Below are 25,453 nucleotides of genomic sequence, written 5' to 3' on the forward strand. Positions count from 1 at the left end.
CCGAAACGGCCTAAAACAACTTGACAAAACACACCCCGTATCGAAACACCACTCGTAGCGCGAGACGCAACGGAAGGCGGACTGAGAAGAACTGGCTTAAATCAACCGTTCTAGTTGCCCTTATCAGCGAGCGCCTGCTCATGGACTTCCAGCTCGCGTTCCAAAGCGTCACCCGCTTCGGCGAACGTTTCGGAGAGCGCTGCGACAAGGCCTAGCGAGACGACCTCAGAGTGGAAGAGTGCGTCGAAAGCGTCCTTCTTGCCGTTTTCCCATTGGTCGACAAGCGCTTTGATCTTGTTTTTGACCATTCGCTCGCGTTTTGTGACAACGGTGTCTGGAAAGAGCGTGAATTCGAGTGCTCGGCGGGACTTTTCTTCTTTGCTGGCTATGTCTTTGCCGACTTTCCACTTGGCGTGGACGTAGAGATTTCTAGCCTCGAAAGGCTTTGTTAGTTCTTTGGCTATGGCTGCGCAGGTGTCGCACATGTCGTTCTTCGCAATGCTCTTTCGGAGGTCGTCGCCGAAGGAGTGAGCCTCAGATGAACGGCCCGCGAGCTCGTTGTCGGGCAGGAGCACGTCGGCGAGGTCTGCGAGAAGGTTCTCGACTCGGGACGCGGACAGGACAACCGAGGCGTAGAGGACGAGGAAGTCGTTGTCGAAACGTTTGAGGAACGGCAGGGGGTCTTGACGAGCAAAGGGCAGGGTCTTCGCATAAGGCTTGGAGAGCTTCTTGACCGTGTCGAGGAAGTGCGGCGGGAACGCGAGGTCTTTTAGTTGTTCGTTGAGCGAGGCGAATAGCGTGTCGAATTGTCGCTGCGCGGTGTCGCTGAGGTCGGGCAATTCGTGGAGCGGTACGAGCGGCCCGTAGTCGGCAATGTTTCCCGCATTGAGCCACCTCGCCATCGACGGGGCGAGGTTGAGTCTCGCCTTCTCGGCGGCCGTGTGGGTAATACTCGTGTCGAAGGATGCGAACTGGCGGGCAACGGTCTCACTCAGGGCAGGTGAGAAGAACGTTGGGTTCGCTTTCGTCCAAGTTTCCCAGACGCTTGGCGGCAGGCTGAACGGCTTCCCGGCAATTTTCGTGACGAAGTCCGGGTCGAGTTTGCGCAGGGACTGCGCCCAAGCCTTTTCAACTATGGGCTGCACGGTTTTCTGCATTGCTGCGTAGCCCTCCGGGTCGTTTTTCCGCCAGATGTCGTCGAGGTTCTCGCCCTCGAAGTCGTCAAGTCGACGGTTGCGGAAGTCGGCTGCGGACGCACTGGAGTCCTTGGTGCTGTCTTGGCCGGAGTCGCCGGAGGGAAAGTCGGTGCCGGTCTTCGGGTCGTTGGGGGTTTCGTCGTGTTCGTGAGGTGTGGTCATGCGGCCAGTGTGCATGACGAGTCGACGCAGAGGAAGGAGACTAGAACGTACCTGCTAATAGGTGGGTTCTACTTCTGCTGGGGGTGTGTCGGCTCAGCTCCAGTACGCGGTTGAACTGCCGACTAGGCCAATAGTGCTTGTCGAAGCGAAACCCGCGGAGGACGCCGAGTCGGAGATGCGAGGCGGTCAGGCTGTAGTGGAATCCACGCCAGCCCAAATCATAACCCTCCGTCGAGGGTCGAAGAGGCCCGTGAAAATTGTGTGAGCGCCGGTCACGGGAAAGTTACTTCCAGAAGAGCAGCCCGGAAACCACGACGCCGGTAATAAAAATGGGGAGGTAGAAAGCAAGTATCGACCACGAAAGCCACACGCTTGGCCCGGGAAGAAGACGATTGATCCAGTCTGGCTTCGAAGCCGACCACGAACCACGTTCACCTTGAGGAACGCAATCTGGAAGTTCGTCGGGCTGTAGGCAGAAAGAAGAGAAGGGTTCATCATCCTTAGCTACCACTCGGTACATGGCCCGATAAGCTTTTTCCTGGCGCAGATAATTTGCGTCGATGTACGCAGCGAGGATCGTGGCCCCGACTCCAAGCAGTGCTACCCACGGGCTGTCCTGTGCTATCGCGTAACCGAAGGCCGCGGTAGCCACGGGTAGGAACCACGCCTTGGTGTTCGAAGAAGCCGATGACATTCGCGTAATGATCGCCTGGATGAATTCGAGATGCTTGCGACGGTCTTCTCTATCTTCTGGGTTCGATGAGTCCATCAGAGGATCTCCTTCGCTTTCCTTCGGAGTAGGGATTGAACATCATTCTTTTGCTCCTCCGTGTACCCCGTCTCATCTGGCCATATTGGCCCCATCGAATCTCCTTCGTATCGGGGGACTATGTGAACGTGGAGGTGGAATACGCTTTGTGTAGCAGCTTTACCGTTGGATTGGATGATGTTAAGTCCATCTGGCTGGAGACTCTCCTTGACCAACCTGGCAAGTGCGGTTGTTGCCACCGCCACCCGTTCTGCGGTTTCTTCATCAAGATCCCAGATGTCTGGAATATGTCTTCTCGGTACCACCAGTAGGTGGCCTAAAACCGCTGGCTCTGTGGGAAGAAAAGCAACTATGCTCGCGTCGCGAAAGACTTCGCGAACGTCTGGGTCGGTGCGATTCGCAATCTCGCAAAACGGACAACTAGAACCTTGTTCGCGCATACCAGGCGACCCAGTTCTCAAGATTTGCTCGATGTCGCTGAATGGTGTCAGCGACGAAGTCCCAGGGTCCATAAGCTTCACTCCGTGTTGAGTAAGTGAAAATCCATGCTGATCCGTGACGATGTCGAAGGGATTGATGCCTCGTCGCTGGGTGTTTCCATTAGAATCTTTCAGGCCGTTGATTCTCACTCCGATGAGCGGTCGCCGGTCATTCCAAGCCTTTTCGATTTCGTACCTGACCCAACGACTTTCGGCTGTGGTTTCACCGACTAAAACGATGACCGCTTTGGAGTAATTCATTTGCGTATGAATCCATTGCTCAATGGCTGCATCAGTCTGGCGTCGAACTTTCTCCCACTCCTGCGGAATGAAAGCGGCACCACCGGAAATAGCCCTTGCGTTAATTACCTGATGAACCCGCCAGTTGTCAGGTTGATACTGGAAACTGTAGAAAACTTTCTTTGGCATCAAAATCTTCCTTTCGTTGTTTACGGTGCCGTATTCGACTTCCGCTTCAAGTCTTCCCACGATTCGGACGCTCGAATATCCGACTCGTAGGCAATGACGTAGCCCCACTTCTGACCGACGAAGTCCTCTTCGCCGAGCAGTTCCCGGACGAGCACCCGGGCCGCGGCTCGTTTCGCTTGCACCGTTTCGTCGTCTCGTCCCTTGTCGGACTTGCCCTCGATAATCCACATCGTGCCGTCGGAGTCCTGGGCGACGAAGTCGGGGTAGTAGGTGTCGCGGGTGGTGTACATGATCGACGCGCCGTCAGTGGAGTAGAGGCGCTTCCACCACACGATGTCCGAGGTGTAGTTCAGCAACAGCGCGAGGAGGTACTCTCCGCCCCACGAGTCGAAACTCGCCGCGGGGAACAGTCCGCGGTTCCAGCCGTCGTAGAACTGGCGGGGCTTGAACTTCGCCTGTTGGTCTTTAGAGAGTTGCTGAAGCACCTCTTTGCCAAACGGCAAGGTCACAACCTCGTCAATCGGCAATTCGACCGGAAAAATAGTCGTTTCGGTTTGCAGGCTACTTGCGTGCTGCCGCGACTTTTCGTTTACGAGTGCAACGAGCTCGTCTACAGCGGACTGCTTCGCCTTCTCGGTCCAGTGGTCGATACCGGCGTTTGCCGTGAAGGTTGGAAGGACGTATTGCGCAAACGTGACCGTGTTCTTCGTGTCCTGGGTGACAACCCCGAGGCCAAATACGCGCTGGGTGAGTTCGTTGGTGACAGCGTCTTCCGCCACGGGCGCCGATTCGACTTCCGCGTCGGTGGTGCGTTTCGTGTCGAGCTTAGACTTGCGCACGACGATTTCTTCGCGGGTGAGCGCTTCCTTCGAGTCGGCGACACGGTGCGCTGCCCGGATAATGTCTTCGTCGTCAATGTGGCTGAGCAAAAATGGCGTGGTTGATTTCGCCATAACCGTGGATGGAAACAGGAAGGTCTTTCCGGCGAACTGCTCATTGACCCTAATTTCCGTTGCCGGGATGTAGTCGGCGCGCTGCATGGTCTCGTTGTCACCGACTCGTCGGAATGAGACACCTCCGGCGTTGCCTCCAGTGACCTGGGTAGTTTCGCCGGCCGGGTTGCCAATGACGCTCGGGCCGTCCGCTGCTTCGCCTGAAGAGGTTGTCGGCCACGCAGTCGAGCCGGCAGCCGACCCGCTTTGGGTTTCGGTCGATGGGTCATCCGTGTTTGACTGCACCTGTTCTTCACCCTTGCGGAAGCTTTCTTCCACGTCCATGCCGGAGATAGCGCCCTGGGCGGCATCTCCGAGGCCGAAGGATCGCAGAACGTCCTCGTCCTTGAGGAGGGACTTGAACGACTTGTGACTCAAAATGTCCAACTGGTCGAGCTCAGCCACGCCAGTGCGGGCACCAAAAGGCAGACGCAGGCCGCGGCCCATCGTTTGCTGGGTAAGAATGTCCGATGACATGGCGCGCAGCGCACACATCACTGCGACGCGTTTGGTGTCCCAGCCTTCCTTGAGGCGGTCAACCGAGACAATGGCACGCACCGTTGAGGCTGGGCTGTCGAGCTCGTCTAGGCGACGCAGGGTGACGGCATCGTTGTGTTTGTTGTCGAACTGGAGCACAGCCTCCGGGTCGCCGAAATAGCCCGGGCCTTGGAGGATCTTGGTGACGTCTCCGGCGTGGGCGACGCTTTCGCAAACGACGAACAGCAGTGGCTTCGTCCGCTTTCGCTCACCTGATTCTCCGGGGAAGTTCGCTTTACCGTACGCCTCGTAGGCCGCCTCTTTGTTTCGCAACAGCGACACAGCGTCAAGGAGTTGTCTCTCTTCTGCTGAGTCCTTGGGGTAGCCGTTCTCGCGGTAGACGAGCATCGGCGACTTCACATAGCCGTCTTCGATGGCGCTAAAGAGCGGGTAGTGGAAGATGACGTGGTCGGTATCGGATGCCGAAGCGGTCAACCCAATCGTCGCAGCGGGACGGAGGTCCTTCAGCGCCTGGTTGAATGCCTTAGCGGAGGTTCCGAACAAATGGGACTCATCTGCGATAACCACGAGGTCATCGAGGCTGACCAGGTAGTCGTAGAGCGAGCCGGACTCTTCCTGATGGTCGCGAATCTTTCGGCGCATGCCCTCCTCGGTGCCAGCGCGAGCGTTGACTTTCTTCGGCTCAATAAGTTGCGACACGTTGAAGACGTAGACCATCGGACCGTCTGCGGCATTGCGGAAAAGCTCCGACTGGCCGGCACGCCACGCGCCGTAATTGCCAGGCGAAACAACCTGAGGAGCAGAAGAGAAGCCGTCAACGTAGCGGCGCGAGCCCTGGGTGAAGTTCTGGACCGTCTTGTTCTCCAACACTGTGGAAGGCGGGACGACCACCATGACGTTTTTCACCCCGAAGCGCGACAGATACTCAATGAACGCCGCCATGAGGTAGGTCTTGCCCGCGCCGGTGGCCATGTGCATGACCATGGGCTCTAGCGGGTCAAAGTCACCAGTGAGGTGGTAGATGAGCTCGCGTAGAGCACGCTTGTTGGGTTTTCGCAGTTGGAACTCCGTCGCAATGCTTTCGATGAGTCCTTGGTCAAGTGCGATTGGAAGTGCCATGTCTACTTGCCCTCCTGCGTTTCCGAGTAGGTGAAGATGTCGTTGGGAATGTGGACAATTTGACACGGCTTGTCCGTTGTCCTTGCGAACTGCCTGATTCCCGGTTCGAGCTCCGTTGCGGCAAGCGTGACGCCTTCGCCGTCGTCGAGGTGTGCGAGAAGCTCTTCGGTTTTGTCTTTGTCGAGCCGGCCTTCGACCACTTTGAGAAACATCGAGCCGCGCTTGCCGTCGAAATGGCGGTTGTCCTGGGTGAGTGAGAAGTTGAGGTTCGCTGCGACAGAATTGACGAGCGTCGCGCCGGTTGCCGCTTCGGTGAGCGTCACGAGACCCAATTCGGGGACGTAGTCGAAGCATTGTGGAGCAAGGTGGGCGACTGCAAAACCACCGCCTCCGCGCCAGTTGACGACGCCTTTCTGGTTCTTGGTCTTCGTCGCGGTCTTGAGTGCTTTGATTACCGCTTCGGTCTTCAATTCGGGGTTCGCTGCGAGCACCTTGTTCAGCGCGCTGTTGAACTTCTGGGCGTCCTCCGGGGAGAGACCTTCCGGCAGACCATCCTCGGTCGCGTCAACGCGCTCTGGCTTCTGGATGCTGATTCCGCCCTGGTCATCGCCATGCACGACCTTCTCCAGGCGTGGGCGGGTGAAGCGGTTGAAGGTGTCTTCCACGAGTTCGCAGGTGACCCAGCGACGTCCCATCTTCTGGGCTACCGCGGCGGTCGTTCCCGAACCGGCGAACACGTCGAGCACGACATCTCCGGGGTTCGTGGCGATGCGGATGACGCGCTCTAGTAACCGTTCCGGTTTTGGCGTAGCGAATGCTGAAGTTCCCGGGAATATTGCGCGAATCTCCTTGGCCGCGGTGTCTGTATGCCCGACTTCACTGTTGGGTAGGAAGTTCGTAGCAAGCCGTCCCGAATCTACGTCGGCCAAATAAGTCTTCCGGCCGAACCCACCAGTACCACCCCTGGTTGGGTAAAACTGGGGCCAGTTCCCCTCCTCATAACGTTGCTGGGCATGGACTTTGTTTCTGCTCCAGTCTTGCATAACCAGTGGTGGGACGTCGGTTCTCGCTTCCACGCTAGAACCCGCGACGCGTTGCTGATTTTCGAGTTCTTCGTCAGTGATTTCTCCGCGTTCATAGGGACCCCAACCGGAGAAGATTTCAAGCATTTTGTCCTGCGAATACCGCCAGCAGTTACCGATAGACGGATAAATCATTTCACCTGTGAGCGGATGCTGGATACCGTAAATCATTCCCAGGTGAGTTGCCGCTCCAGGAGCATTCGGATTGTCGTTTCTCCATAGCCCCTTTGGGTCCTGATCCGGATTTTTATAAACAGCGTTCATGGCGGCATTCCGCGGCAAACGATTTGGAACAAACCCACCCGACTTGGCGTAGACCAGGATGGTGTCAGTGACTGCGGGGATGCCCTTCGAATCGTTTCTGGGCGAATAAGTCTTTTCCCAAACCACCTCCGCCACAAAGTTTCCGCTCCCAAACACCTCGTCCATGAGCACGCGCATGCGGTGGTTTTCCACGTCGTCCAGGTGAACCCAGATCGACCCGTCGTCGCTAAGAAGCTTGCGTAAGTGAACGAGGCGGTCACGCATCATGGTGAGCCATACGGAGTGTTCGAGGTTGTCCTCGTAGTTGGTGAATGTTTGTGCGGTGTTAAACGGCGGGTCAATATAGATGCACTTCACCTTGCCGAGGTACTTCTCGCGTAACTCAGGCACGCGAGTAAGACCTTCAAGCACGTCGCCGGACTCACCAAGGACCAGCAAATTGTCCTTGGTCGGGTCCAGTTCAGCCCGCTCCGAGTATTGCGTGTCCTTGTCCTTCGGCGACTGCTTGCCGGTGACCACCTCGTCAACGACGAGTGCCCGAGTCTCGCAGTACCGAGGATCTTTAGGGTCAACCCACTCGTATGCGTAGCGTCCCTCTTCGCTGGGAATGAGCGCCTTGTCCTTGTTGAACCAGGTCAATTCAAGTAGTTGCTTCGCGCCGGCCACCGTTTCGCTGCCTCGTTTCGTCTGTCGGGGCTGTTAAATAATTCGCACTTTATGGTAGCCGGGGCAGCGACAGATACCGAAGAAAATTCGGCTCGAGGGGAACATGTTTTTGGATCGCTAGTCAGGCGGGAGCGTCATTCCTCGTAACCGAGTACCAGACTATTATTGATTGCTTCCGGCTCGGCCTGGTGCTGATGAATTCCCGGGTTTTGACGTTCAGAAAAAAGGTTTTACCTGAGGGTTGTGTCACTTCTTGCTGAAAACGAAAGTGGGGGGTTGCGGTAAAAGTTTTCCGCAACCCCCTCCCTAAGTGGTGCCCCAGGTGAGACTCGAACTCACACTGGACGGGTTTTGAATCCGTTGCCTCTGCCAATTGGGCTACTGGGGCGACGCGCGAAAGTGTATCGCAGTTCACCCCGATGTGTGAAATCGCAGGTTGATTAGGTGCGGAAGGTCGTGTCGTGGCGCCCGCTAGACTGGCTGACCGTGACTACAACATCGGAAAAATCCAAGCGCTTGCTGTTGATCGACGGCCACTCGATGGCCTTCCGCGCGTTCTATGCGTTGCCTGCGGAGAACTTCTCCACGTCGGGTGGGCAGCACACGAATGCGGTGTACGGATTCTTGTCCATGTTTGCCAATATTCTTTCCGACGAAAAGCCGACGCACGCTGCCGTCGCGTTCGACGTGGGCCGAAAGACGTTCCGTACGGAGCGTTTCCCGGAGTACAAGGCGCAGCGTGAGGCTACTCCACCTGAGTTTAAAGGCCAGGTTCCGCTGATTGAGGACGTGCTGGGGGATCTCGGCATTGTGACCTTGAGCAAGGAGAACTTTGAGGCGGACGATATCGTCGCCACGCTTGTGACCCAGGCTCGTGCAGATGGTGACTACGAGATTGTTCTGGTCAGTGGTGATCGCGACTACATCCAGCTTGTGGACGACACTACGACCCTCCTGTACCCAATGCGTGGCGTGTCTACGATGACGCGCTTTAACCCGGCGGAGGTGGAGAAGAAATATGGCCTGACGGCTGAGCAGTACCCGGACTTCGCGGCCCTGCGTGGCGACCCGTCAGACAACCTGCCGAATGTGCCGAAAGTGGGGGAGAAGACCGCCACCAAGTGGATTACGCAGTACGGCACGCTCGAGGGACTTATCGAGCATGCGGATGAGTTGAAGGGGCAAGCAGCCAACAACTTCCGCGAACGCATTGACCAGGTGCGATTGAACCGCGAACTCACCGCAATGGTCACCGATGTGGAACTGCCCGTGGCGCCGGGTGATCTCGAACTCAAGCCAGCCGATGTCGCCCAGGTTGCGGCGCGTTTCGACGACCTCGAGTTCGGCGTGAATCTGCGCGAACGCGTGCTCGCCGCGGTACCGACCGATGGCAGCGCACCCGAACCTGAGACGGTGGAGCTGGCTGACGTGACGGTTGATAACGAGTCTCTGGACACCTGGCTGAAGTCTCATGAAGGTCAAGGCCTTGCCCTGTACCTTTCCGGTACGGCGACGCCTGGATCGGGTGATCTGACGGCGCTGGCTATCGTCGATAAGCAGCGCCACGGCATTGCGAAACTTGCCGCCGATCTGTCGGCTGATGAGGACAAGGCGCTGAAGACCTGGCTCGAGTCGGATGACCCGAAGTTCCTGCACGAAGCCAAGGCTGCCTATCACATGCTGCGTGGCCGTGGCATCGAGTTGCGCGGTATCGCACACGACACTGCGATCGCGGCGTATCTGCTGCGTCCCGGCCAGCGCACGTATGCGCTCGAGGATGTGTACCAGCGTCACCTGCAGCGCCAGCTCAGCACCAGCTCTGATCAGCTGAGCTTGCTGGATCATTCGGGCGACGTGGATGCGGCTGCGGCGATTCTGGAGCTTGCCGCAGAGTTGTCCAAGGACCTGCGCGAGATCAACTCCTACGAGTTGTACGCGAACCTCGAACTGCCACTGGTCACGGTGCTCGCGGAAATGGAGCACATTGGCATCGCCGTTGATCTGGACGTTCTGGAGGGGCTGCGCAAGGACCTGACGCACAAGGTTGAGCAGGTCGAAGAGCAGGCGCGTCAGCTGGTCGACGAGCCGGACCTGAACCTATCTAGCCCGAAGCAGCTCTCTGTCGTGCTCTTTGACAAGCTTGCGCTGCCGAAGACGAAGAAGACGAAAACGGGCTACTCGACTGCTGCGGCTGAGATCGAAGCACTCGCAGAGAAGAATCCGCACCCGTTCCTCGATTATCTGCTCGCGCACCGTGAGCACCAGAAGATGAAGTCCACGGTGGAAGGCTTGATTAAGACGGTGCAGCCGGATGGCCGGATCCACACCACGTTTAATCAGACTGTGGCCTCGACGGGGCGTCTCAGCTCGGCGGAGCCGAACCTGCAGAACATTCCGGTGCGTACTGAGGCCGGGCGCAAGATCCGCTCTGCATTTGTAGTTGGCGAGGGCTACGAATGCCTGCTTACCGCCGACTACTCGCAGATTGAGATGCGTGTGATGGCGCACCTCAGCCAAGACGAGGGCCTGATCGAGGCGTACCGGGCGGGGGAGGACCTGCACAACTTCGTTGGCTCCCGCGTGTTTGATGTTCCGATCGATCAGGTCACGCCAGAGCTACGTCGCCGGGTCAAGGCAATGTCCTACGGCCTCGTCTACGGCTTGTCTGCCTACGGCCTGTCGCAACAGTTGTCGATCTCTGCCGGTGAGGCGAAGGGCATTATGGAGAACTACTTCGAACGATTCGGCGGGGTAAAGCGCTACCTTGATGAGGTCGTCGAGCAGGCGCGTCGCGACGGCTACACCTCGACGGTGTTCGGTCGCCGCCGCTACTTGCCGGAACTCACAAGTGACAACCGAATCGCGCGGGAGAACGCCGAGCGTGCGGCGCTGAACGCCCCGATCCAGGGCACTGCTGCGGACATCATCAAGGTTGCGATGCTTCGTGTCGACGACGCCTTGCGCGACTACGCATCACGTGTCCTCCTGCAGGTGCACGATGAGTTGGTGCTCGAGGTTGCCCCGGGCGAGCTAGACGCCGTCCAAGCGATCGTGGAGCGCGAAATGGACAAGGCAATCGAACTCCTCGTCCCGCTAGAGGTGTCTGCAGGTACTGGCGCAAACTGGGAAGAGGCGGCGCACTAGCCGCGAGTACGTTTCGGGAAAGCACGAGGCGGGCATCACGTGAAGCACGAAAACTTCATCTGATGCCCGCCTCGAGTACGGCGTCCCCAGTTACCGTATCCCCCGACGTGGCCCAACCCCCCAGGCCATTTCCTCTTTCTATTTTGTTACCACCTAGCGGCGGGGTTCTCGATTAGGTACCGAGCCTCAGGCAGTGCTTAGATTTCACTCTGTTCTGGGGCTATTCCTCAAGAACCAGGTAAAACCTTAATTGCTACTGAGCGGGCGCACAAGCAATACACAGTAACTGTTAAGCATGTGACGGAATGTCTAATAAGTCGCAGCTTATGTGGACAGGTGAACGGCTTTTTGGATCCTTTAGTTACGTGGGGGTAAGTGCCAAAATCCTACCCCCGACACCTACCCCCGCTGGGGTGTTAGCGAGGCCTGATTGGCCTACACGTCACTGACGGTTTTCTCGTCGGAGGCATCCTCGACTGCGTCTTCAACTGCTTCTTTAAATTCATCCTCCTCGAGATTGGAGTCTTCAGCGAGATCTTCAATCTCGTCCGAGGTGTCGTCGTCAAGCGCGGCCTCAACAGCTTGAGCGCGGCGCTCGCCTTCTTCTTTCAGGCGGGTGCGGTGGCGGAAGTAGACGACGGTCATCACTGTCATCACGAACAGGCCGAGGTAGCCCAGGATCGGGTACAGGTTGGAAACGAGCGGCTGGAAGCCGGCGAAGGAAAGGCCAAAACCGACAATGCAGGCGATGGCATAGACCGGGTAGAAGCGCTCTGGGTTCTTTCTGGTGAGTCGCTTTGCCAGCGCGTAGAACATGCCCAAACAGGTGTTGAACACCATGAGGAAGATCACCCAGGTCATGATGAAGCCCAGTACTGGGTGGACGTTATCCAGCACGGTCAAAAGTGGCATGTCGTGGCCGTTTACTGCCTCGACCTGCATGAGCAGCGCGGCTACAAGAAGGGCAAGAAGTGCCACGTAAATGAGTCCACCAAGGACTCCGCCAATCCGCGTGCTCTTAGTGTCAAACTCATCACCGGCCATCACGATCGCCATCGAGACACCGCATAGGGCGTTTAGTCCCGTGTGGTTGAGTGCACCCAAGAACCAGTACGGGGTGCCGTCAGCGCGGTTTACTTCGTTGCGCGCAAAGTTATCCACCTCAGACCAGTCGACGCTGATCTGGGTGAACGAATAGATCGCGCCGATGAGCACAAAGATCACCAGCAGGGGAGTTGCCCAAGCGATGACAGAGGCGACGCGGTCAACGTCGAATCGGCCGACGATAAGCATCAGTGCAAGCATGAGTACCGCGCCCACCCAAATCTGCCAGTCGAATGCTTGGTTCAGGTTCGAGCCTGCGCCAGCAAACATGACGAAGCCAACGGAGAACATGCAGATAACCGCAGACCAGTCCATGAGGAACGCGGCAGGCTTCGATGCCACCTTGTAGAAGACTTCATTGTGTTCGTCGGCGAGGAAATACGACCCGAATGTGACAAACGCGGTGGCGGCTAGCAGCATGGTCACGCCAGCAACGATTACACCCCAAAAGCCCTGGGTGCCGTAGGCGACGAAGTATTGGAGTGCTTCCATGCCGGAGGCAAAACCCGCTCCGACGACGATGCCGACGAACGATGCTGCGACGGCAAGGCTGCGTTTCCACATAGGGTGAACACACTTTCTGAGTTGTAGAGTTATGGACTTACGTCATGGTAGTCCCTTGCTTATAAACTGCGTTGCAGTGCCCGGGGTCCAGATCATTTGCTCTAGCTGCGGAAAGTGTCTACACTCGTGCGGGCGTGTCTACGCGCGAGCTTGGCGTCCATCGTAATAGGAGGGTGTGGCGACCAGCCCGCTGCGAGATCAGCACTCGCGAGCGTTTCGGCGCTTACGCTGCTGAGAGAGACGCTTCTGTCCAATCACGATCTCCTATTTTTTCGGAGCACATACTACTTATGCGCACTACCAACGCACCCCAGGTTGCCATCAACGACATCGGTGGCCCTGAGGAATTCCTCGCCGCAGTCGACGAGACCATCAAGTACTTCAACGACGGTGACATCGTCACCGGCACCGTGGTCAAGGTTGACCACGACGAGGTCCTGCTCGACATCGGCTACAAGACCGAGGGCATCATCCTCACCCGCGAGCTCTCCATCAAGCACGACGTTGACCCGGAGGACGTGGTCGAGGTCGGCGATGAGATCGACGCGCTTGTCCTGACCAAGGAGGACAAGGAAGGCCGCCTGATGCTGTCCAAGAAGCGTGCTCAGTACGAGCGTGCTTGGGGCACCATCGAGGAGCTGCAGGCCAACGACCAGCCGGTTACCGGTACCGTCATCGAGGTCGTCAAGGGCGGCCTCATCCTCGATATCGGCCTGCGCGGCTTCCTGCCGGCATCGCTGGTCGAAATGCGTCGTGTTCGCGACCTGGATCCGTACATCGGCCAGGAGCTCGAGGCAAAGATCATCGAGCTGGACAAGCACCGCAACAACGTGGTCCTGTCCCGTCGCGCTTACCTGGAGGAGACCCAGTCTGCGGTCCGCTCCGACTTCCTGCACCAGCTGCAGAAGGGCCAGGTCCGCAAGGGCGTCGTGTCCTCCATCGTCAACTTCGGTGCATTCGTTGACCTCGGCGGCGTTGACGGCCTCGTCCACGTCTCCGAGCTGTCCTGGAAGCACATCGACCACCCGTCTGAGGTTGTCGCTGTTGGCGACGAGGTCACTGTCGAGGTGCTCGACGTCGATCTCGACCGCGAGCGCGTCTCCCTGTCGCTGAAGGCGACACAGGAGGATCCGTGGCGTGTCTTCGCCCGCACCCACGCTGTGGGCCAGATCGTCCCGGGCAAGGTCACCAAGCTGGTTCCGTTCGGTGCGTTTGTCCGCGTCGAAGAGGGCATCGAGGGCCTCGTCCACATCTCCGAGCTGGCTCAGCGCCACGTCGAGGTTCCGGACCAGGTTGTCAACGTCAACGAAGAGGTCATGGTCAAGGTCATCGACATCGACCTGGACCGTCGTCGTATCTCCCTGTCGCTCAAGCAGGCTGACGAGGACTTCGTCGAAGAGTTCGATCCGTCCCGCTACGGCATGGCCGACTCCTACGACGAGCAGGGCAACTACATCTTCCCGGAGGGCTTCGACCCGGAGACCAACGAGTGGATGGAAGGCTACGACGAGGCTCGCCAGCAGTGGGAGGCTCGTTACGCCGAGGCAGAGCGTCGCCACCAGGCACACGCTGCCCAGATCGAGCGTCACCGCGCCGCTGCAGCCGAGGCTGCAGAGCAGGCTGGCGATCAGGCCAATTACTCCTCTGAGTCTGCAGCTGCAGCTCCGGCAGCTGACCAGGCTGAGGAGAACATCGGCTCGCTGGCTTCCGACGAGCAGCTCGCTGCTCTGCGCGACAAGCTTGCTGGCAACTAAGCCACGACGAGTTCGTGCTTAGGGATTGCCTTTAAGCAATCAGCGTCAGCGCCCCGCATCACCGTCATGGTGGGCGGGGCGCTTTGCTATCTTCACATGCATGAAGAAAGTTGGACTCACGGGCGGAATCGGCAGCGGCAAATCCACAGTCGCACGAATGCTGGCAGACGAAGGCTTCCCAGTAGTGGACGCCGACCAGATCGCACGAGAGATCATGGAACCAGGCTCACCGGTGCTCGCACAGGTCGCGGAGGTTTTTGGCGAGGACCTTATCGACGACACCGGCGCCTTAAACCGCGCAGAGCTGGCGAAACGCGCTTTCTCTTCGACGGAGCAAACGGAGAAATTGAACGCTTTAACGCACCCGGCCATCCGCGCTGAATCCAACCGGCGATTCGATGAGGCAGAGAAGGCAGGCGCTCGCGCGGTGATTTACGACATGCCGTTGCTTGTGGATCTCGGCCTACACCACGACATGGACATGACGGTCGTCGTCGATGTTGATGTGGACGAGCGGGTACGCAGGCTCGTCGACAAGCGGGGGCTCACTGAAGCGGACGCGCGGGCGCGCATCGCGCAGCAGGTTGACGACGACACCCGACGGGCGGCAGCCGACATCGTTGTGGATAACAACGGGCCGCTCGAGGCACTTGCAGCACAGGTAGAAAAGGTCGTACGGATGATTGACGCGTGAGTTTCTCACTGGAAATACCGCAGAAATTCACTCTATGGCAATCATTGATTTACCTACGCCTTTTAGCGTGACGCGGTATGGGAACTTGGGATACAGGGCCGTTTGATAACGACCCCGCAATCGAAGCGGTTGACGCAGTGGTCAACGGCACATTCGACATTGCCCAATTCCGTTTCGATTGTGGGCTTGGGTCGCTGGGAACTGATGAGGCTGCATCCGTCATCGCGCTTGCTGCCATGCTTAACGGACATCTCCCCGAGCGACATAGTGGTGCCGGCGTCGATTCGCCGTTCACATTCGACGATCGGCAGTGGATCAGACGGCGCGCCCGTTCGATTCTTCGACCAGGTGGCTCGGAGCTCTACTCCATGTGGGAGGACGCAGGCGAACTTGACCAGTGGCTTGCCGAAGTGCGAAAGTACGCCGTCTGACTGTCCTTACTCAGCGTTTGTGCTCAACGTAGCGCAGAACTGCCAGAGCAACTCGCCGGCCTTTGTCAGGTTGGCCAGGAACTCTTCCGGCTGTTCGGCAGTCGCTGCGTTCCAGGAGACGCAATACTCCGTATCGTCGTGCAGCGGGGTATACGCGATGCCGAACCCTTCTGGCAACGCCGGTGCGAAGCAGTAGCGAACGATCTGAGCAGCGCCGCCGATCGAGGTCGTGGATAAGAAATCGCGACGAGCAGCGGTTACACGCGTGTCGTTGAAGAATGCGTGAGTGTCGTCGATAGTCGCCATCATCTGGATATGTCGGTCGAAGCCGTTGCCAGACTTGCACCGCTTCACCCATGCCCGATGCGCGTTAATAGCGGCCTCGAGGCCAGCCTGTTCAGCCGTACCCTCCACAAGCGCTCGCGCAAAAGCAGCAGCCTCGGGTGTGGCGGCGCGCAAGCACTCCGTGCGTCCGGCACGGAACTCACGCATGTCAACGGCCTCATATGCCGCGCGTACTCGGCCGTAGGTCAGTTGCTGCGCGATAGTCATCATTAACTGCGCTGAAGCATCGCGGCTGAACTTCAACGGCAGGTCCGCAGGCTGGTCAAACGGCACGTGCACGATGCGGGTACGCAATTTCTCCGCCGCGTCCGCAACCTCGGCAACGCTCTTCTCGATGCGCGTGGTGAGCGCGTTATCGAGATCCCAGCGCAGTTCCTGCGGCTTTGCGACGAAATCTGCGCCGACACCGATCTCCGCTTCTTGCATGCGCGTGATCGCGGTAACGAGGGTTCCGCCGTCCTGGCACGAGTGCTCAACGTGCACTGCACTCCAGGGATCTGTCAGGCTGAACTGGTAGCTCAGCGGCTTGTACGTCCATGCACCACGGGGGAGGAAGGTCAGTTCGTTGATCCGCTCCTCGTCGGAAGCGTGTGTGGTTACTCCGTAGTCGATCAGGTCGACGGTGAAGAGGAACTCCTGCAGACGTTTGTACACATCGCCGTTGTCGCCCTGTGCCAACATGTCCGGCAGTACTTCTGCAAGCGTTTCGGAGCCGAGCAGCGATGCCGCGTTGAAGTCCACGCTCTGCTTGCGCGGGGCGTCCAGAACCGTCTCAAGCGCGTTTCGCAGGTTCGGAGCTGCAATCGGCTCGCCAGCCTCGTCGGTCACGGGTACTGCGTAAAGGTGCCCATCGACAAACACGCCGATCTCGCGGTTGGCAGTGCCTGCGGTGGCGACGATGATCTCATCCACACCGGCACTCGGGTGGCGCAGCCCTCCGCCAAAGACAAACCACTGGTCTTGGGTAATGCGGTTGCCGCGCGCGTCCACGTAGTCCGGCAAGTCATCTCCCGCAGCTTGGAGGTGAACAACCAACGCTCGCCGGATGCCGTCAACCACACGGTCCAAGCCAGTCTCCTCAGATGGCAGCGCCAGCTGGAAACCCACGTTCGTCGTCAGTGTCAGTGGCCCACGGGTTGCCAGGTAGCTCGAATACCACTCGTCGGAAAGCCAGTTCGTGCCTTCGGCCTCACGGGTTGCTGCGCGCTGCCGCAGTGCCTCGTCGAGACGCGGGGCTTGCGACTGCGCGAAGTCAGCGACGATCGCCTTCGCTTCTGCAAGCTCGGTCTCGTCGAGAACCGCCTCAAGCGCATGAATGTAAGCCTCGAGCGTGGACGAAAGATCCGGAACTGGCAAAGCTTTCAGATCGCGCGTCAACGGGTGCGGAGTAATGGGCACTTAAAAGCCTTTCTTCAAAGAGAGTTAAAGTTCCGGGATATTTGCTAACAAGGACTTGGTGTACTCGTGCGTTGGCCGCTCAAGAACATCATCGACTGGCCCTTCGTCCACGATAACGCCCTTGTTCAGCACCGCAATACGCGTGGCGGTGTGACGTGCCAGCGCAATGTTGTGGGTGACAAACAGCATCGATAGACCGCGCTCTGCGCGAAGGTCTGCAAGAAGCTCGAGGATCGATGCCTGGACCGACACATCGAGAGCCGACGTGATCTCGTCGCACACCAACACGTCAGGAGCATTCACGAGCGCACGCCCAATCGCAGCGCGTTGGCGCTCACCACCGGACAGATCACCCGGGCGACGGTCGTAGAAACTCCGGTCGAGCTGGACAGCTTCCAAGACGTCCTCGACGACCCTGCGGTGCTCCTTCCGCGACAACTTGCCCGACATGACAAGTGGCACGCTCAGCGACTCACCGATCGTGCGCCGCGGGTTCAACGAGGAAAACGGCGACTGGAAGATGTACTGAACGTACTGACGCTGATCCACGGTGCGCTCGCGGCTGCCGTGCTCAAGCAGTTCGCCCCGCAGGCGCACCTCTCCGGTGTAGCCAGGGTTGAGACCTGCGATTGATCGAGCCAACGTTGTCTTGCCGGAGCCAGACTCGCCGAGCAGAAGAATCGACTCACCCTCCTCGAGCGTGAGATCAATGCCGTGGAGGACCTTGTTGTCGCCGTAGGCCATCTCCAGATTGTTCACCTGCAGCAGCGGGGCAGCGCTATCGCGCTCCTCAACCTGGACGGCAGAGGCGATGCCGTGGCCGGTGATGTTCTTTCGACCCGGCAAATCTGGAATCGCGGCGAGAAGCTTTTGAGTATACGGGTGCTGTGGGTTGTACAGCACCGCCTGCGCAGGGCCTTCTTCGACGATGTCACCGCGCAGCATAACCACGACACGGTCCGCCAACTCAGCCACCACTGCAAGATCGTGCGTGATGTACAACGAAGCGATGTCGTTCTTGTGCGTCATCTCGCGCACGGTGTCCAGCACGTGGGCTTGGGTGGATACGTCGAGGCCGGTCGTAGGCTCGTCGAGAATCAGCACGTCCGGGTACATGGCGAACGCCATTGCGATACCGACGCGCTGCTGTTGGCCACCAGAGAGCTGGTGCGGCCAACGGGCCAAGTATTCGTCGGTGTCCGGCAAATCCACGTCGCGCATGACTTCGCGGACACGAGCACCAGCATCGCCATCGAAGGAGTGCACGTCGAGCACTTCACGGATCTGTTCACCGATACGCATCGTCGGGTTCAAACTCAGTGCCGGATCCTGCGGCACATACGCGATGCGGCTGCCGCGAAGTTCCCGCAGATCAGCTTCGCTGAGGTTGAGGACGTCATAGTCGGTTCCGTTTGCGGAATGGAGGGTCACGGTGCCGTCGAAAAGCATCAGTCCCGGGCGAAGATGACCCATAGCAGCCAAACCGGCAGTAGTTTTGCCCGAGCCGGACTCGCCGACTAGACAGACAATCTCGCCCCGTTTCAGCGTGTAGTCCACACCGTGGAGGATCTCAGCGCCTTCCAACGTGCCCAGGCGAAGGTCGCTCACGCTGAGCACAAAATCATCTGACGACTTGGTGTTGCCGTCTTGGTTCGCGGATATCGCGGTAGTCATTCGTCATTCCCCTTTGCTGCTATCCGTTGTGGCGGATGGGCTCGTGCTTCGGCACCCGTTCCGGGTCGATGGTCTGGTTGCGGCCGCGCTTTGGCGGTGTAGCAGTGGTTGCGGTGGCGCGCGCTGTGGCGTCGGCCAACATGTTGGTGCCGATAGTCAGCACAGCAACCGCAGCCACCGGCAGAAGCACGCCCCACGGCTGCAGCGATAGTGCGATGCGGTTCTCGTTGATCATCAAACCCCAGTCCGCAGCCGGCGGCTGGATGCCAAGGCCAAGGAAGGACAGCGAGGCAATCGAACCAATGGAGTAGGTCAGACGCAGACCCGCCTCCACAGCCAGCGGGCCGGTGATGTTGGGCGCGATCTCCTGGATGAGAATTCTCCAGTGCGGCACCGAATACATCTGGGCGGCGCGGATGTAGTCCTCGTTTGTCACGGACATCGTCGCAGCACGTGCCACACGGGCAATGCGAGGCGCGTGCGTCAAACCAATGACCAGGACGAGCACGGTTGCTGAGGGGCCAAAAATAACGATGGCCAACATGGCAAAAATTAGCTGTGGGAACGCCAAAATCACGTCGTTGAGCCGCATCAGCACCGAATCGACTTTGCCACCTGCGTATCCCGCAATCATGCCGATGATGGTGCCGACAACCATGCCGAGGACCGTGGCCAAAAACGCGGTCACCAACAGGATGAGGCCACCGGCAACGAAGCGAGACAGCACCGAACGGCCAAGGTTATCGGTGCCAAACACTCCGATGTCCGTAAATGGCAGGCCGATGAACTCCGTTGTGCTGCGACCGGTGATCTGCTCGGCGAAGAAATACCCGACGACCGCCAACGCGATGACAAGCCCCGTCAAGACGAGTCCGACCTTGCCTTCGGACTGTGCCCAAATTCGGGACAGCAATGGTTCCGGCTTGGACACCGACGTTTTCAGTTCAGAATCGTCGACCACGGGTTTCGGGGTTTTCCCTGGTTCTTGGGGGTGTACTGGTGCAGACATCAGTTACTCCTCAACTTCGGGTTAGCCGCAATGCTGACAAGATCCGCCAGTAGGTTGACCACGACATATACCGCGGCGATCAGCAGTGAGACAGCCTGAACAACTTGTACGTCGCGGTAGTTCACCGCATCGATGAGCGCGACGCCGAGGCCGGGGTAGCGGAACAGATACTCGACGACCACAATGCCGCCAGCCAGCCACGCGAGCTGGATTGCGACGACCTGTGCAATGGGCCCGACCGCGTGGGGCAGCGCATGACGGAACACCACGCGACGCTCGGGCACGCCTTTCAGTCGCGCCATCTCGACGTAGCCCGATTCCAGTGCCTCGATCATCGTTGCGCGAGTCATACGCGCCACATAAGGCGTGACGACGAACGCGAGAGTCAAGGTTGGCAACACCAGCTGCATTGGGAACTCCCACACACGACTGCCCGGAGGTGACATGGTCACTGCCGGCAAAATTTGGAACACCGAGGTAGCGAACAACGTGACCAGTGCGATACCGATGACGAACTCCGGCAGCGCAGCGAGAATCAACGTCACCCAGGTGATCGCCGAATCGCGCTTGTAACCGCGCCACCACGCCGCATACACACCCAGGAGCACGCCGACAGGGATCGAAATTGCCGCGGCGAGCAGCATGAGTACCAGCGAATTCACCAGTGGCTCGCCAAGCAGTTCAGAAACTGGGCCACCGGTGGACGTCGATGTGCCCAAGTCACCGGTGAAAATGCCTCCCAGCCACAGCAAGTAGCGGGTGACCGGAGGCTGGTCGAGATTCATTTCTGCCTCGAGCGCCGCGATACGTTCCGGCGTTGCCTGCTGGCCCAAAATTGCCGTAGCCGGCGAGCCAGGCAGAAGCAACGTCGCGCAGAAAATGATGACGGATACAGCGAACAGGATGAAGACACTCACCCCGAGCCTGCGAAGAATGAACTTGCCCATGTGTGCTTATGCCTCCGCAATCCAAACTCGCTCGAACATGGCCTGGCCCAGCGGCATACCGCCGGGGTGGGTTTGAAGCCCCACCACGTATTTGTGGTACGCGTCAATCTGGTTGGCAAAGCCCCAGATGATGTAGCCGCCGTCGTCGTAGAGACGCTGCTGCAGCTCGTGGATCATTTCGCTGCGTTTTTCGTCGTCGACAATCGTTCGGGCCTCGTTGGCCAACGCAGTGAACTCCGGGTCCACCCAGTGGGTCTCGTTAAACGGTGAATCCGCCGTTGCACACTGGTTGACCTGCTGGAGGAAGTTTCGCGTGTAGTAGAACGACAACGCGAACGGGTACTCCAGGTAGTTGCCGTCGGCGAAGAATGTCGAGGAATCAACCTGGTTAATAGTTACGTTGATGCCAGCAGGACGGACCTGCTCTGCGTATACCTGGGCGCTACGTAACGCGCCGGTCTGGATTTCAGCGGCGTTGAGGGTGACATCGATACCGTCCGGGTAGCCCGCCTCCGCGAGAAGACGCTTGGCCTCCTCGATATTCTGCCCACGCTGGGGAATGTCCTCCGGGTAGGCGGGGTCGTACGGGCTGAACATGTCGTTGCCCACTTGACCTTCGCCGGAGTAGACCTGGTCCACCAATTGCGGGCGGTCCGCGGCAAGGCGCATGGCGCGGCGCACGCGGACATCATCAAACGGTGCAACGTCCACGCGCATCGTCAGCGGCAACCACATGCCGGTCTGCGAAATGAGGGTGTCCAAGCGCGGGTCTGCATCGATCACACGTGCAAGCGAGTGGTTCAGGCTGCCGATTGCGTCAACCTGGGAAGACAGCAATGCGTTGAGCATGGCGTCCTCCTCCTGGAAGTCGATGATGACAACGCTGTCTAGGTAGGGAGTCTCTCCCCAGAAGTTCTCGTTGCGCACCATCTTCGTCGACTGGCCGGGGGAGAAGTGCTCAAGCTTGAAAGGGCCGCTGCCGATCGGGTTCTTGGGATCGTAGTCCTCCGGCACGATGCCCATTTGATACTCGGCAAGACTGTCAATGAGCGTCGCGTCCGGGGCATTGAGGTAGATGCGCAACTCATTCGGTCCGGTGACCTCCATCGATTCGATGTGGTTGATCGATGCAGCACCGGACTTCGGGTTGTCGGGATCGCGAATACGGTCGTAGGAGAATATGACGTCCTCAGGGCGCACCGGTCGACCGTCTGAGAACTGCACACCATCGCGCAGCGTGATGGTCCACACCGTCGCGTCGTCGTTTGGCTCAATAGCCGTGGCGAGGCGGTACTGCAGGTCGTAGTTGGAGTCGTAGCGTACGAGCGAGTCGTACATGTTGATCAAACGCGTGCCGTCAGAAGCACTCGTTGGAATGTGCGCATCTACGGTGTCGGTGGAAGAACCTCCGACGAGCCCCACCCGGAGCCTGCCGCCGCGACGAGGTGGACCAGAGGTGTTTATCTCCTCGACGGGGGCGGTGGTACACGACGCCAAGGCAAGGGTCGCTCCACCCAGCACGGTCGCCCGCAGCATCTGTCTTCGAGTCATCTGCATAGAACGCTTCACCTGTACTTTCCGACGTGCGCTGGTAGTGCGCTGTTAAATCTATAAGTACAAAGGTATTGTCTTTAGTGATTGCCTGCAAGCAGATTTACTTATAGATCCAGTTTTTGGTTTCGTCGATACACTGGCGAGCATGGCTTTTGCTGCTGAACATCCAGTCCTCGCGCAGTCCGAGTTTCGCCCTGTCGGTGAGATTGAGCGGCGCGAAAAACCATTCGAGGTGGTGTCAGAGTTCCAACCCTCTGGCGACCAGCCGCGCGCCATTGCCGAGTTGGATGAACGCCTCAACCGCGGCGAGCGCGATGTCGTGCTACTGGGTGCGACCGGTACCGGTAAGTCCGCAACTGCGGCATGGCTGATCGAAAAGCAACAGCGCCCCACCCTTGTGATGGCGCCGAACAAGACGTTGGCTGCGCAGTTGGCCAACGAGCTTCGCCAACTGCTGCCGAACAATGCGGTGGAGTACTTCGTGTCGTACTACGACTACTACCAACCGGAGGCCTACATCGCGCAGACGGATACCTACATTGAAAAGGATTCGTCCATTAACGACGACGTCGAGCGCCTCCGTCACTCCGCAACCTCCGCATTGTTGTCGCGCCGCGACGTCGTCGTGGTGTCCTCGGTGTCCTGCATCTATGGCTTGGGTACCCCGCAGTCGTACCTGGATCGCTCCGTTGTCCTGCGCGTCGGGGAAGAGGTGGAACGTGATCGCTTCCTCCGCCTGCTTGTCGACGTCCAATATGAACGCAACGACATCGACTTCAAGCGCGGTACCTTCCGCGTCAAAGGCGACACCGTGGACATTATTCCGGCCTACGAAGAAGTCGCGGTGCGTGTGGAGTTCTTTGGCGACGAAGTGGATTCGCTTTACTACATCCACCCGTTGACGGGCGATGTGCTCAGCCAGGAAGACGAGGTCCGGATCTTCCCGGCAACGCACTATGTGGCCACTGACGAGCGCATGGAAAAGGCGATCGAGGCGATTAAAGAAGAGCTTGCAGACCGCCTCGAGGAGTTGGAGAACAAAGGAAAGTTGTTGGAGGCTCAGCGCCTGCGTATGCGCACTGAGTATGACCTGGAGATGATCCAGCAGGTCGGGTTCTGCTCCGGCATTGAGAACTACTCGCGCCACATGGATGGTCGCCCCGCGGGCTCTGCGCCGGCGACACTGATCGACTACTTCCCGGAAGACTTCCTCACCATTATCGACGAGTCGCACGTCACCGTCCCACAGATCGGTGGCATGTTCGAGGGTGATATGTCGCGAAAGCGCAACCTGGTGGAGTTCGGGTTCCGTTTGCCGTCCGCGGTGGATAACCGCCCGCTGACGTTTGATGAGTTCGAAGCGCGCGTCGGCCAGACGGTCTACATGTCCGCGACCCCGGGCGACTACGAGCTTGAGGCAGCGCAAGGCGAGTTCGTCGAGCAGGTCATCCGCCCGACTGGCCTGGTAGACCCGAAGGTCACCGTGAAGCCGACGAAGGGACAGATCGATGACCTTATCGACGAAATCCGCGGCCGCACGGACAAAAACGAACGCGTGCTTGTGACCACACTGACAAAGCGCATGGCCGAGGATCTCACCGATTACCTGCTGGATAACGGCATCAAGGTCCGCTACCTGCACTCGGACATTGATACCCTGCAGCGTGTCGAACTGCTACGCCAGCTGCGCCTTGGCGAGTTCGACGTCTTGGTCGGCATTAACCTCCTGCGTGAGGGCCTCGACCTGCCTGAAGTTTCGCTCGTCGCCATCCTCGACGCCGATAAGGAAGGTTTCCTGCGGTCGACGAAGTCGCTCATCCAGACGATCGGTCGTGCAGCCCGAAACGTCTCCGGCGAGGTCATCATGTACGCGGACCAGATCACCGAATCGATGCAGGAAGCAATCGACGAGACCGAGCGTCGCCGCGAAAAACAAATCGCATATAACAAGGAACACGGCATCGACCCGCAGCCACTGCGCAAGGCTATCGCCGACATTTTGGATCAGGTCTACGAGAACGCGGATGCGGACGCGCCAGCGTCGCTGAGTTCAGACACCGCTGTCGCGGAGAAGCCAGATCTGGCGAACATGGCCTCTGACGAGGTGCAAAAGCTTATCGACGACCTCACCGTCCAGATGCGCGACGCCGCTCGGGAACTGAAGTTTGAGCTGGCGGGACGCCTCAGGGATGAGATCGCTGACCTCAAACGCGAACTGCGTGGTATTAAAGACACAGGAAATTAGCGAAAGGACAGAATCCTCATGCACACCTACACTTCTATCGCCGTCGGTACTGACGGTTCACCGACTTCCATGGTCGCCGTGCGTGCCGCCGCAAGCCTTGCACGCGTGTACGACGCGAAACTCACGATTATCTGCGCGCACTACACGGCGTCTGGGTCGATGCTGAACTCCACCAACGCGGAGCTCAGCCGTGTCGACATCGTGACGGAGACGAACGCGCGCAACATTTTGGCTGAGGCAAAGAAGATTGCTGAAGAGGAGCAGGCGAAGGAAATCAACCTGGTCTCCTCAGGCGGCCAACCCGCGACCGTGCTGGTGGAATCGGTGCAGGAATATGACGTTGATCTGCTCGTTGTAGGTAACAAGGGCATGCGTTCCATGGCGGGCCGGATCTTCGGCAATATCCCGGGCAACGTGGCGAAGAAGGCGCCGGTGGATGTCATGCTCGTCGATACCCGGTCTGAGGGACACAATTAAATCCTTCGTGGGTAGAATGTCCCCGATATCCGCGCCGTAATCTTGAAAGGTGATTTCCACATGGCCGATTCCCCGTACAAGACCATTGTTGTTGGCTCCGACGGGTCCAAGTCGTCCCTCCTGGCCGTAGAGCGTGCCGCTAAGTTGGCTGCTGCATTCGGCTCCACCCTCGTTATCGGCACCGCCTACTACGAGAACGAGGATGAGGCTGCCAAGGCCCTGCGCCAGGACTCCGTGACCATCCTCGGTGACCAGAAGGCTCTAGAGAACCTTGAGGGTGCCGCTGAGCACGCACGTTCCTTCGGTGCACCCGACGTCCAGACCGCGACCCGTCCGGGTACCCCGGTTGAGGCGCTCATGGCGATCGTCAACGACAACAACGCTGACCTGCTCATCGTCGGTAACCGTGGCATCAACTCGCTGACCGGCCGTCTGCTCGGTTCGGTGCCGGCTGATG

The 25,453-nt window shown here is 58.8% G+C and carries 18 protein-coding genes and 1 tRNA gene; 7 read left to right on the top strand and 12 right to left on the bottom strand.

Going from position 1 to position 25,453, the window contains the following annotated elements:
• Nucleotides 1–110 precede the first annotated feature (110 nt).
• The 6 genes from HMPREF2656_RS04445 to HMPREF2656_RS04470 all read right to left on the bottom strand — a co-directional run bounded on the left by HMPREF2656_RS04445 (nucleotide 111) and on the right by HMPREF2656_RS04470 (nucleotide 8,044).
• The gene (locus tag HMPREF2656_RS04445) at nucleotides 111–1,358 is read right to left on the bottom strand and encodes a hypothetical protein (protein ID WP_141761010.1); all 1,248 of its coding nucleotides are present in this window, start codon (nucleotides 1,356–1,358) and stop codon (nucleotides 111–113) included.
• A gap of 283 nt (nucleotides 1,359–1,641) precedes the next feature.
• The gene (locus HMPREF2656_RS04450; protein WP_070815976.1) at nucleotides 1,642–2,127 is read right to left on the bottom strand and encodes a hypothetical protein; all 486 of its coding nucleotides are present in this window, start codon (nucleotides 2,125–2,127) and stop codon (nucleotides 1,642–1,644) included.
• Nucleotides 2,127–3,035 carry a TIR domain-containing protein gene (locus HMPREF2656_RS12770; RefSeq protein WP_210400961.1) on the bottom strand — a complete coding sequence of 303 codons (909 nt, stop codon included), beginning with the start codon at nucleotides 3,033–3,035 and terminating at the stop codon, nucleotides 2,127–2,129. Before HMPREF2656_RS12770 ends, HMPREF2656_RS04450 begins: the two co-directional genes overlap by 1 nt.
• Nucleotides 3,036–3,055: 20 nt before the next feature.
• Nucleotides 3,056–5,644: a DEAD/DEAH box helicase gene (locus tag HMPREF2656_RS04460; RefSeq protein ID WP_070815977.1), complete on the bottom strand. Its 2,589-nt coding sequence runs from the start codon at nucleotides 5,642–5,644 to the stop codon at nucleotides 3,056–3,058.
• Nucleotides 5,645–5,646: 2 nt separating this feature from the next.
• Complete coding sequence (locus tag HMPREF2656_RS04465) at nucleotides 5,647–7,656, bottom strand: site-specific DNA-methyltransferase (RefSeq protein WP_070815978.1); 2,010 nt, start codon at nucleotides 7,654–7,656, stop codon at nucleotides 5,647–5,649.
• 311 nt (nucleotides 7,657–7,967) lie between these two features.
• Nucleotides 7,968–8,044, bottom strand: a tRNA-Leu gene (locus tag HMPREF2656_RS04470).
• A gap of 152 nt (nucleotides 8,045–8,196) precedes the next feature.
• Here HMPREF2656_RS04470 and polA point away from each other — a divergent pair.
• On the top strand, nucleotides 8,197–10,800 hold the full coding sequence (gene polA, locus HMPREF2656_RS04475) for a DNA polymerase I (protein ID WP_070815989.1): 2,604 nt from the start codon (nucleotides 8,197–8,199) through the stop codon (nucleotides 10,798–10,800).
• 435 nt (nucleotides 10,801–11,235) lie between these two features.
• Here the strand turns inward: polA and HMPREF2656_RS04480 are convergent, their stop codons facing one another.
• The gene (locus HMPREF2656_RS04480) at nucleotides 11,236–12,468 is read right to left on the bottom strand and encodes a YkvI family membrane protein (protein WP_070449996.1); all 1,233 of its coding nucleotides are present in this window, start codon (nucleotides 12,466–12,468) and stop codon (nucleotides 11,236–11,238) included.
• A 290-nt stretch (nucleotides 12,469–12,758) separates the two neighbouring features.
• Between HMPREF2656_RS04480 and rpsA the strand changes: the two genes are divergently transcribed.
• From rpsA to HMPREF2656_RS04495, 3 genes are all read left to right on the top strand, one after another.
• Nucleotides 12,759–14,222 (top strand): 30S ribosomal protein S1, encoded by a 1,464-nt coding sequence (rpsA, locus tag HMPREF2656_RS04485; RefSeq protein ID WP_070422931.1) that lies wholly within the window; start codon nucleotides 12,759–12,761, stop codon nucleotides 14,220–14,222.
• Nucleotides 14,223–14,322: 100 nt separating this feature from the next.
• Nucleotides 14,323–14,916 (top strand): dephospho-CoA kinase, encoded by a 594-nt coding sequence (gene coaE / locus HMPREF2656_RS04490; RefSeq protein WP_070771736.1) that lies wholly within the window; start codon nucleotides 14,323–14,325, stop codon nucleotides 14,914–14,916.
• A 77-nt stretch (nucleotides 14,917–14,993) separates the two neighbouring features.
• A complete protein-coding gene (locus HMPREF2656_RS04495) occupies nucleotides 14,994–15,347 on the top strand; it encodes a DUF4259 domain-containing protein (RefSeq protein ID WP_070483611.1) in 354 nt (117 codons plus the stop codon).
• A gap of 6 nt (nucleotides 15,348–15,353) precedes the next feature.
• Here the strand turns inward: HMPREF2656_RS04495 and HMPREF2656_RS04500 are convergent, their stop codons facing one another.
• Genes HMPREF2656_RS04500 through HMPREF2656_RS04520 form a run of 5 tightly spaced genes read right to left on the bottom strand, consistent with a single transcriptional unit; the run spans nucleotide 15,354 to nucleotide 22,277 of the window.
• Nucleotides 15,354–17,090 (bottom strand): choline/carnitine O-acyltransferase, encoded by a 1,737-nt coding sequence (locus HMPREF2656_RS04500; RefSeq protein ID WP_083319440.1) that lies wholly within the window; start codon nucleotides 17,088–17,090, stop codon nucleotides 15,354–15,356.
• 24 nt (nucleotides 17,091–17,114) lie between these two features.
• Nucleotides 17,115–18,764 carry an ABC transporter ATP-binding protein gene (locus HMPREF2656_RS04505; protein WP_070422928.1) on the bottom strand — a complete coding sequence of 550 codons (1,650 nt, stop codon included), beginning with the start codon at nucleotides 18,762–18,764 and terminating at the stop codon, nucleotides 17,115–17,117.
• Between the two features lie 19 nt (nucleotides 18,765–18,783).
• A complete protein-coding gene (locus tag HMPREF2656_RS04510; RefSeq protein WP_070422927.1) occupies nucleotides 18,784–19,773 on the bottom strand; it encodes an ABC transporter permease in 990 nt (329 codons plus the stop codon).
• Nucleotides 19,773–20,720: an ABC transporter permease gene (locus HMPREF2656_RS04515; protein WP_070422926.1), complete on the bottom strand. Its 948-nt coding sequence runs from the start codon at nucleotides 20,718–20,720 to the stop codon at nucleotides 19,773–19,775. The genes HMPREF2656_RS04510 and HMPREF2656_RS04515 overlap by 1 nt, the downstream gene beginning before the upstream one ends.
• Nucleotides 20,721–20,726: 6 nt before the next feature.
• Nucleotides 20,727–22,277 carry an ABC transporter substrate-binding protein gene (locus HMPREF2656_RS04520; RefSeq protein ID WP_070614224.1) on the bottom strand — a complete coding sequence of 517 codons (1,551 nt, stop codon included), beginning with the start codon at nucleotides 22,275–22,277 and terminating at the stop codon, nucleotides 20,727–20,729.
• A gap of 142 nt (nucleotides 22,278–22,419) precedes the next feature.
• On the opposite strand from HMPREF2656_RS04520, the gene uvrB reads away from it, so the two are divergent.
• From uvrB to HMPREF2656_RS04535, 3 genes are all read left to right on the top strand, one after another.
• Entirely contained in the window at nucleotides 22,420–24,519 is a 2,100-nt protein-coding gene (gene uvrB / locus HMPREF2656_RS04525; protein ID WP_070815979.1) for an excinuclease ABC subunit UvrB, read from the top strand.
• An 18-nt stretch (nucleotides 24,520–24,537) separates the two neighbouring features.
• The gene (locus HMPREF2656_RS04530; protein WP_070422923.1) at nucleotides 24,538–24,996 is read left to right on the top strand and encodes a universal stress protein; all 459 of its coding nucleotides are present in this window, start codon (nucleotides 24,538–24,540) and stop codon (nucleotides 24,994–24,996) included.
• A gap of 60 nt (nucleotides 24,997–25,056) precedes the next feature.
• Nucleotides 25,057–25,453, top strand: a 397-nt coding sequence (locus HMPREF2656_RS04535; RefSeq protein ID WP_070815980.1) for a universal stress protein, incomplete at its 3' end; no start/stop codon positions are given.

It is taken from the genome of Corynebacterium sp. HMSC034B08 (assembly GCF_001835805.1).
Lineage (GTDB): Bacteria > Actinomycetota > Actinomycetes > Mycobacteriales > Mycobacteriaceae > Corynebacterium > Corynebacterium coyleae.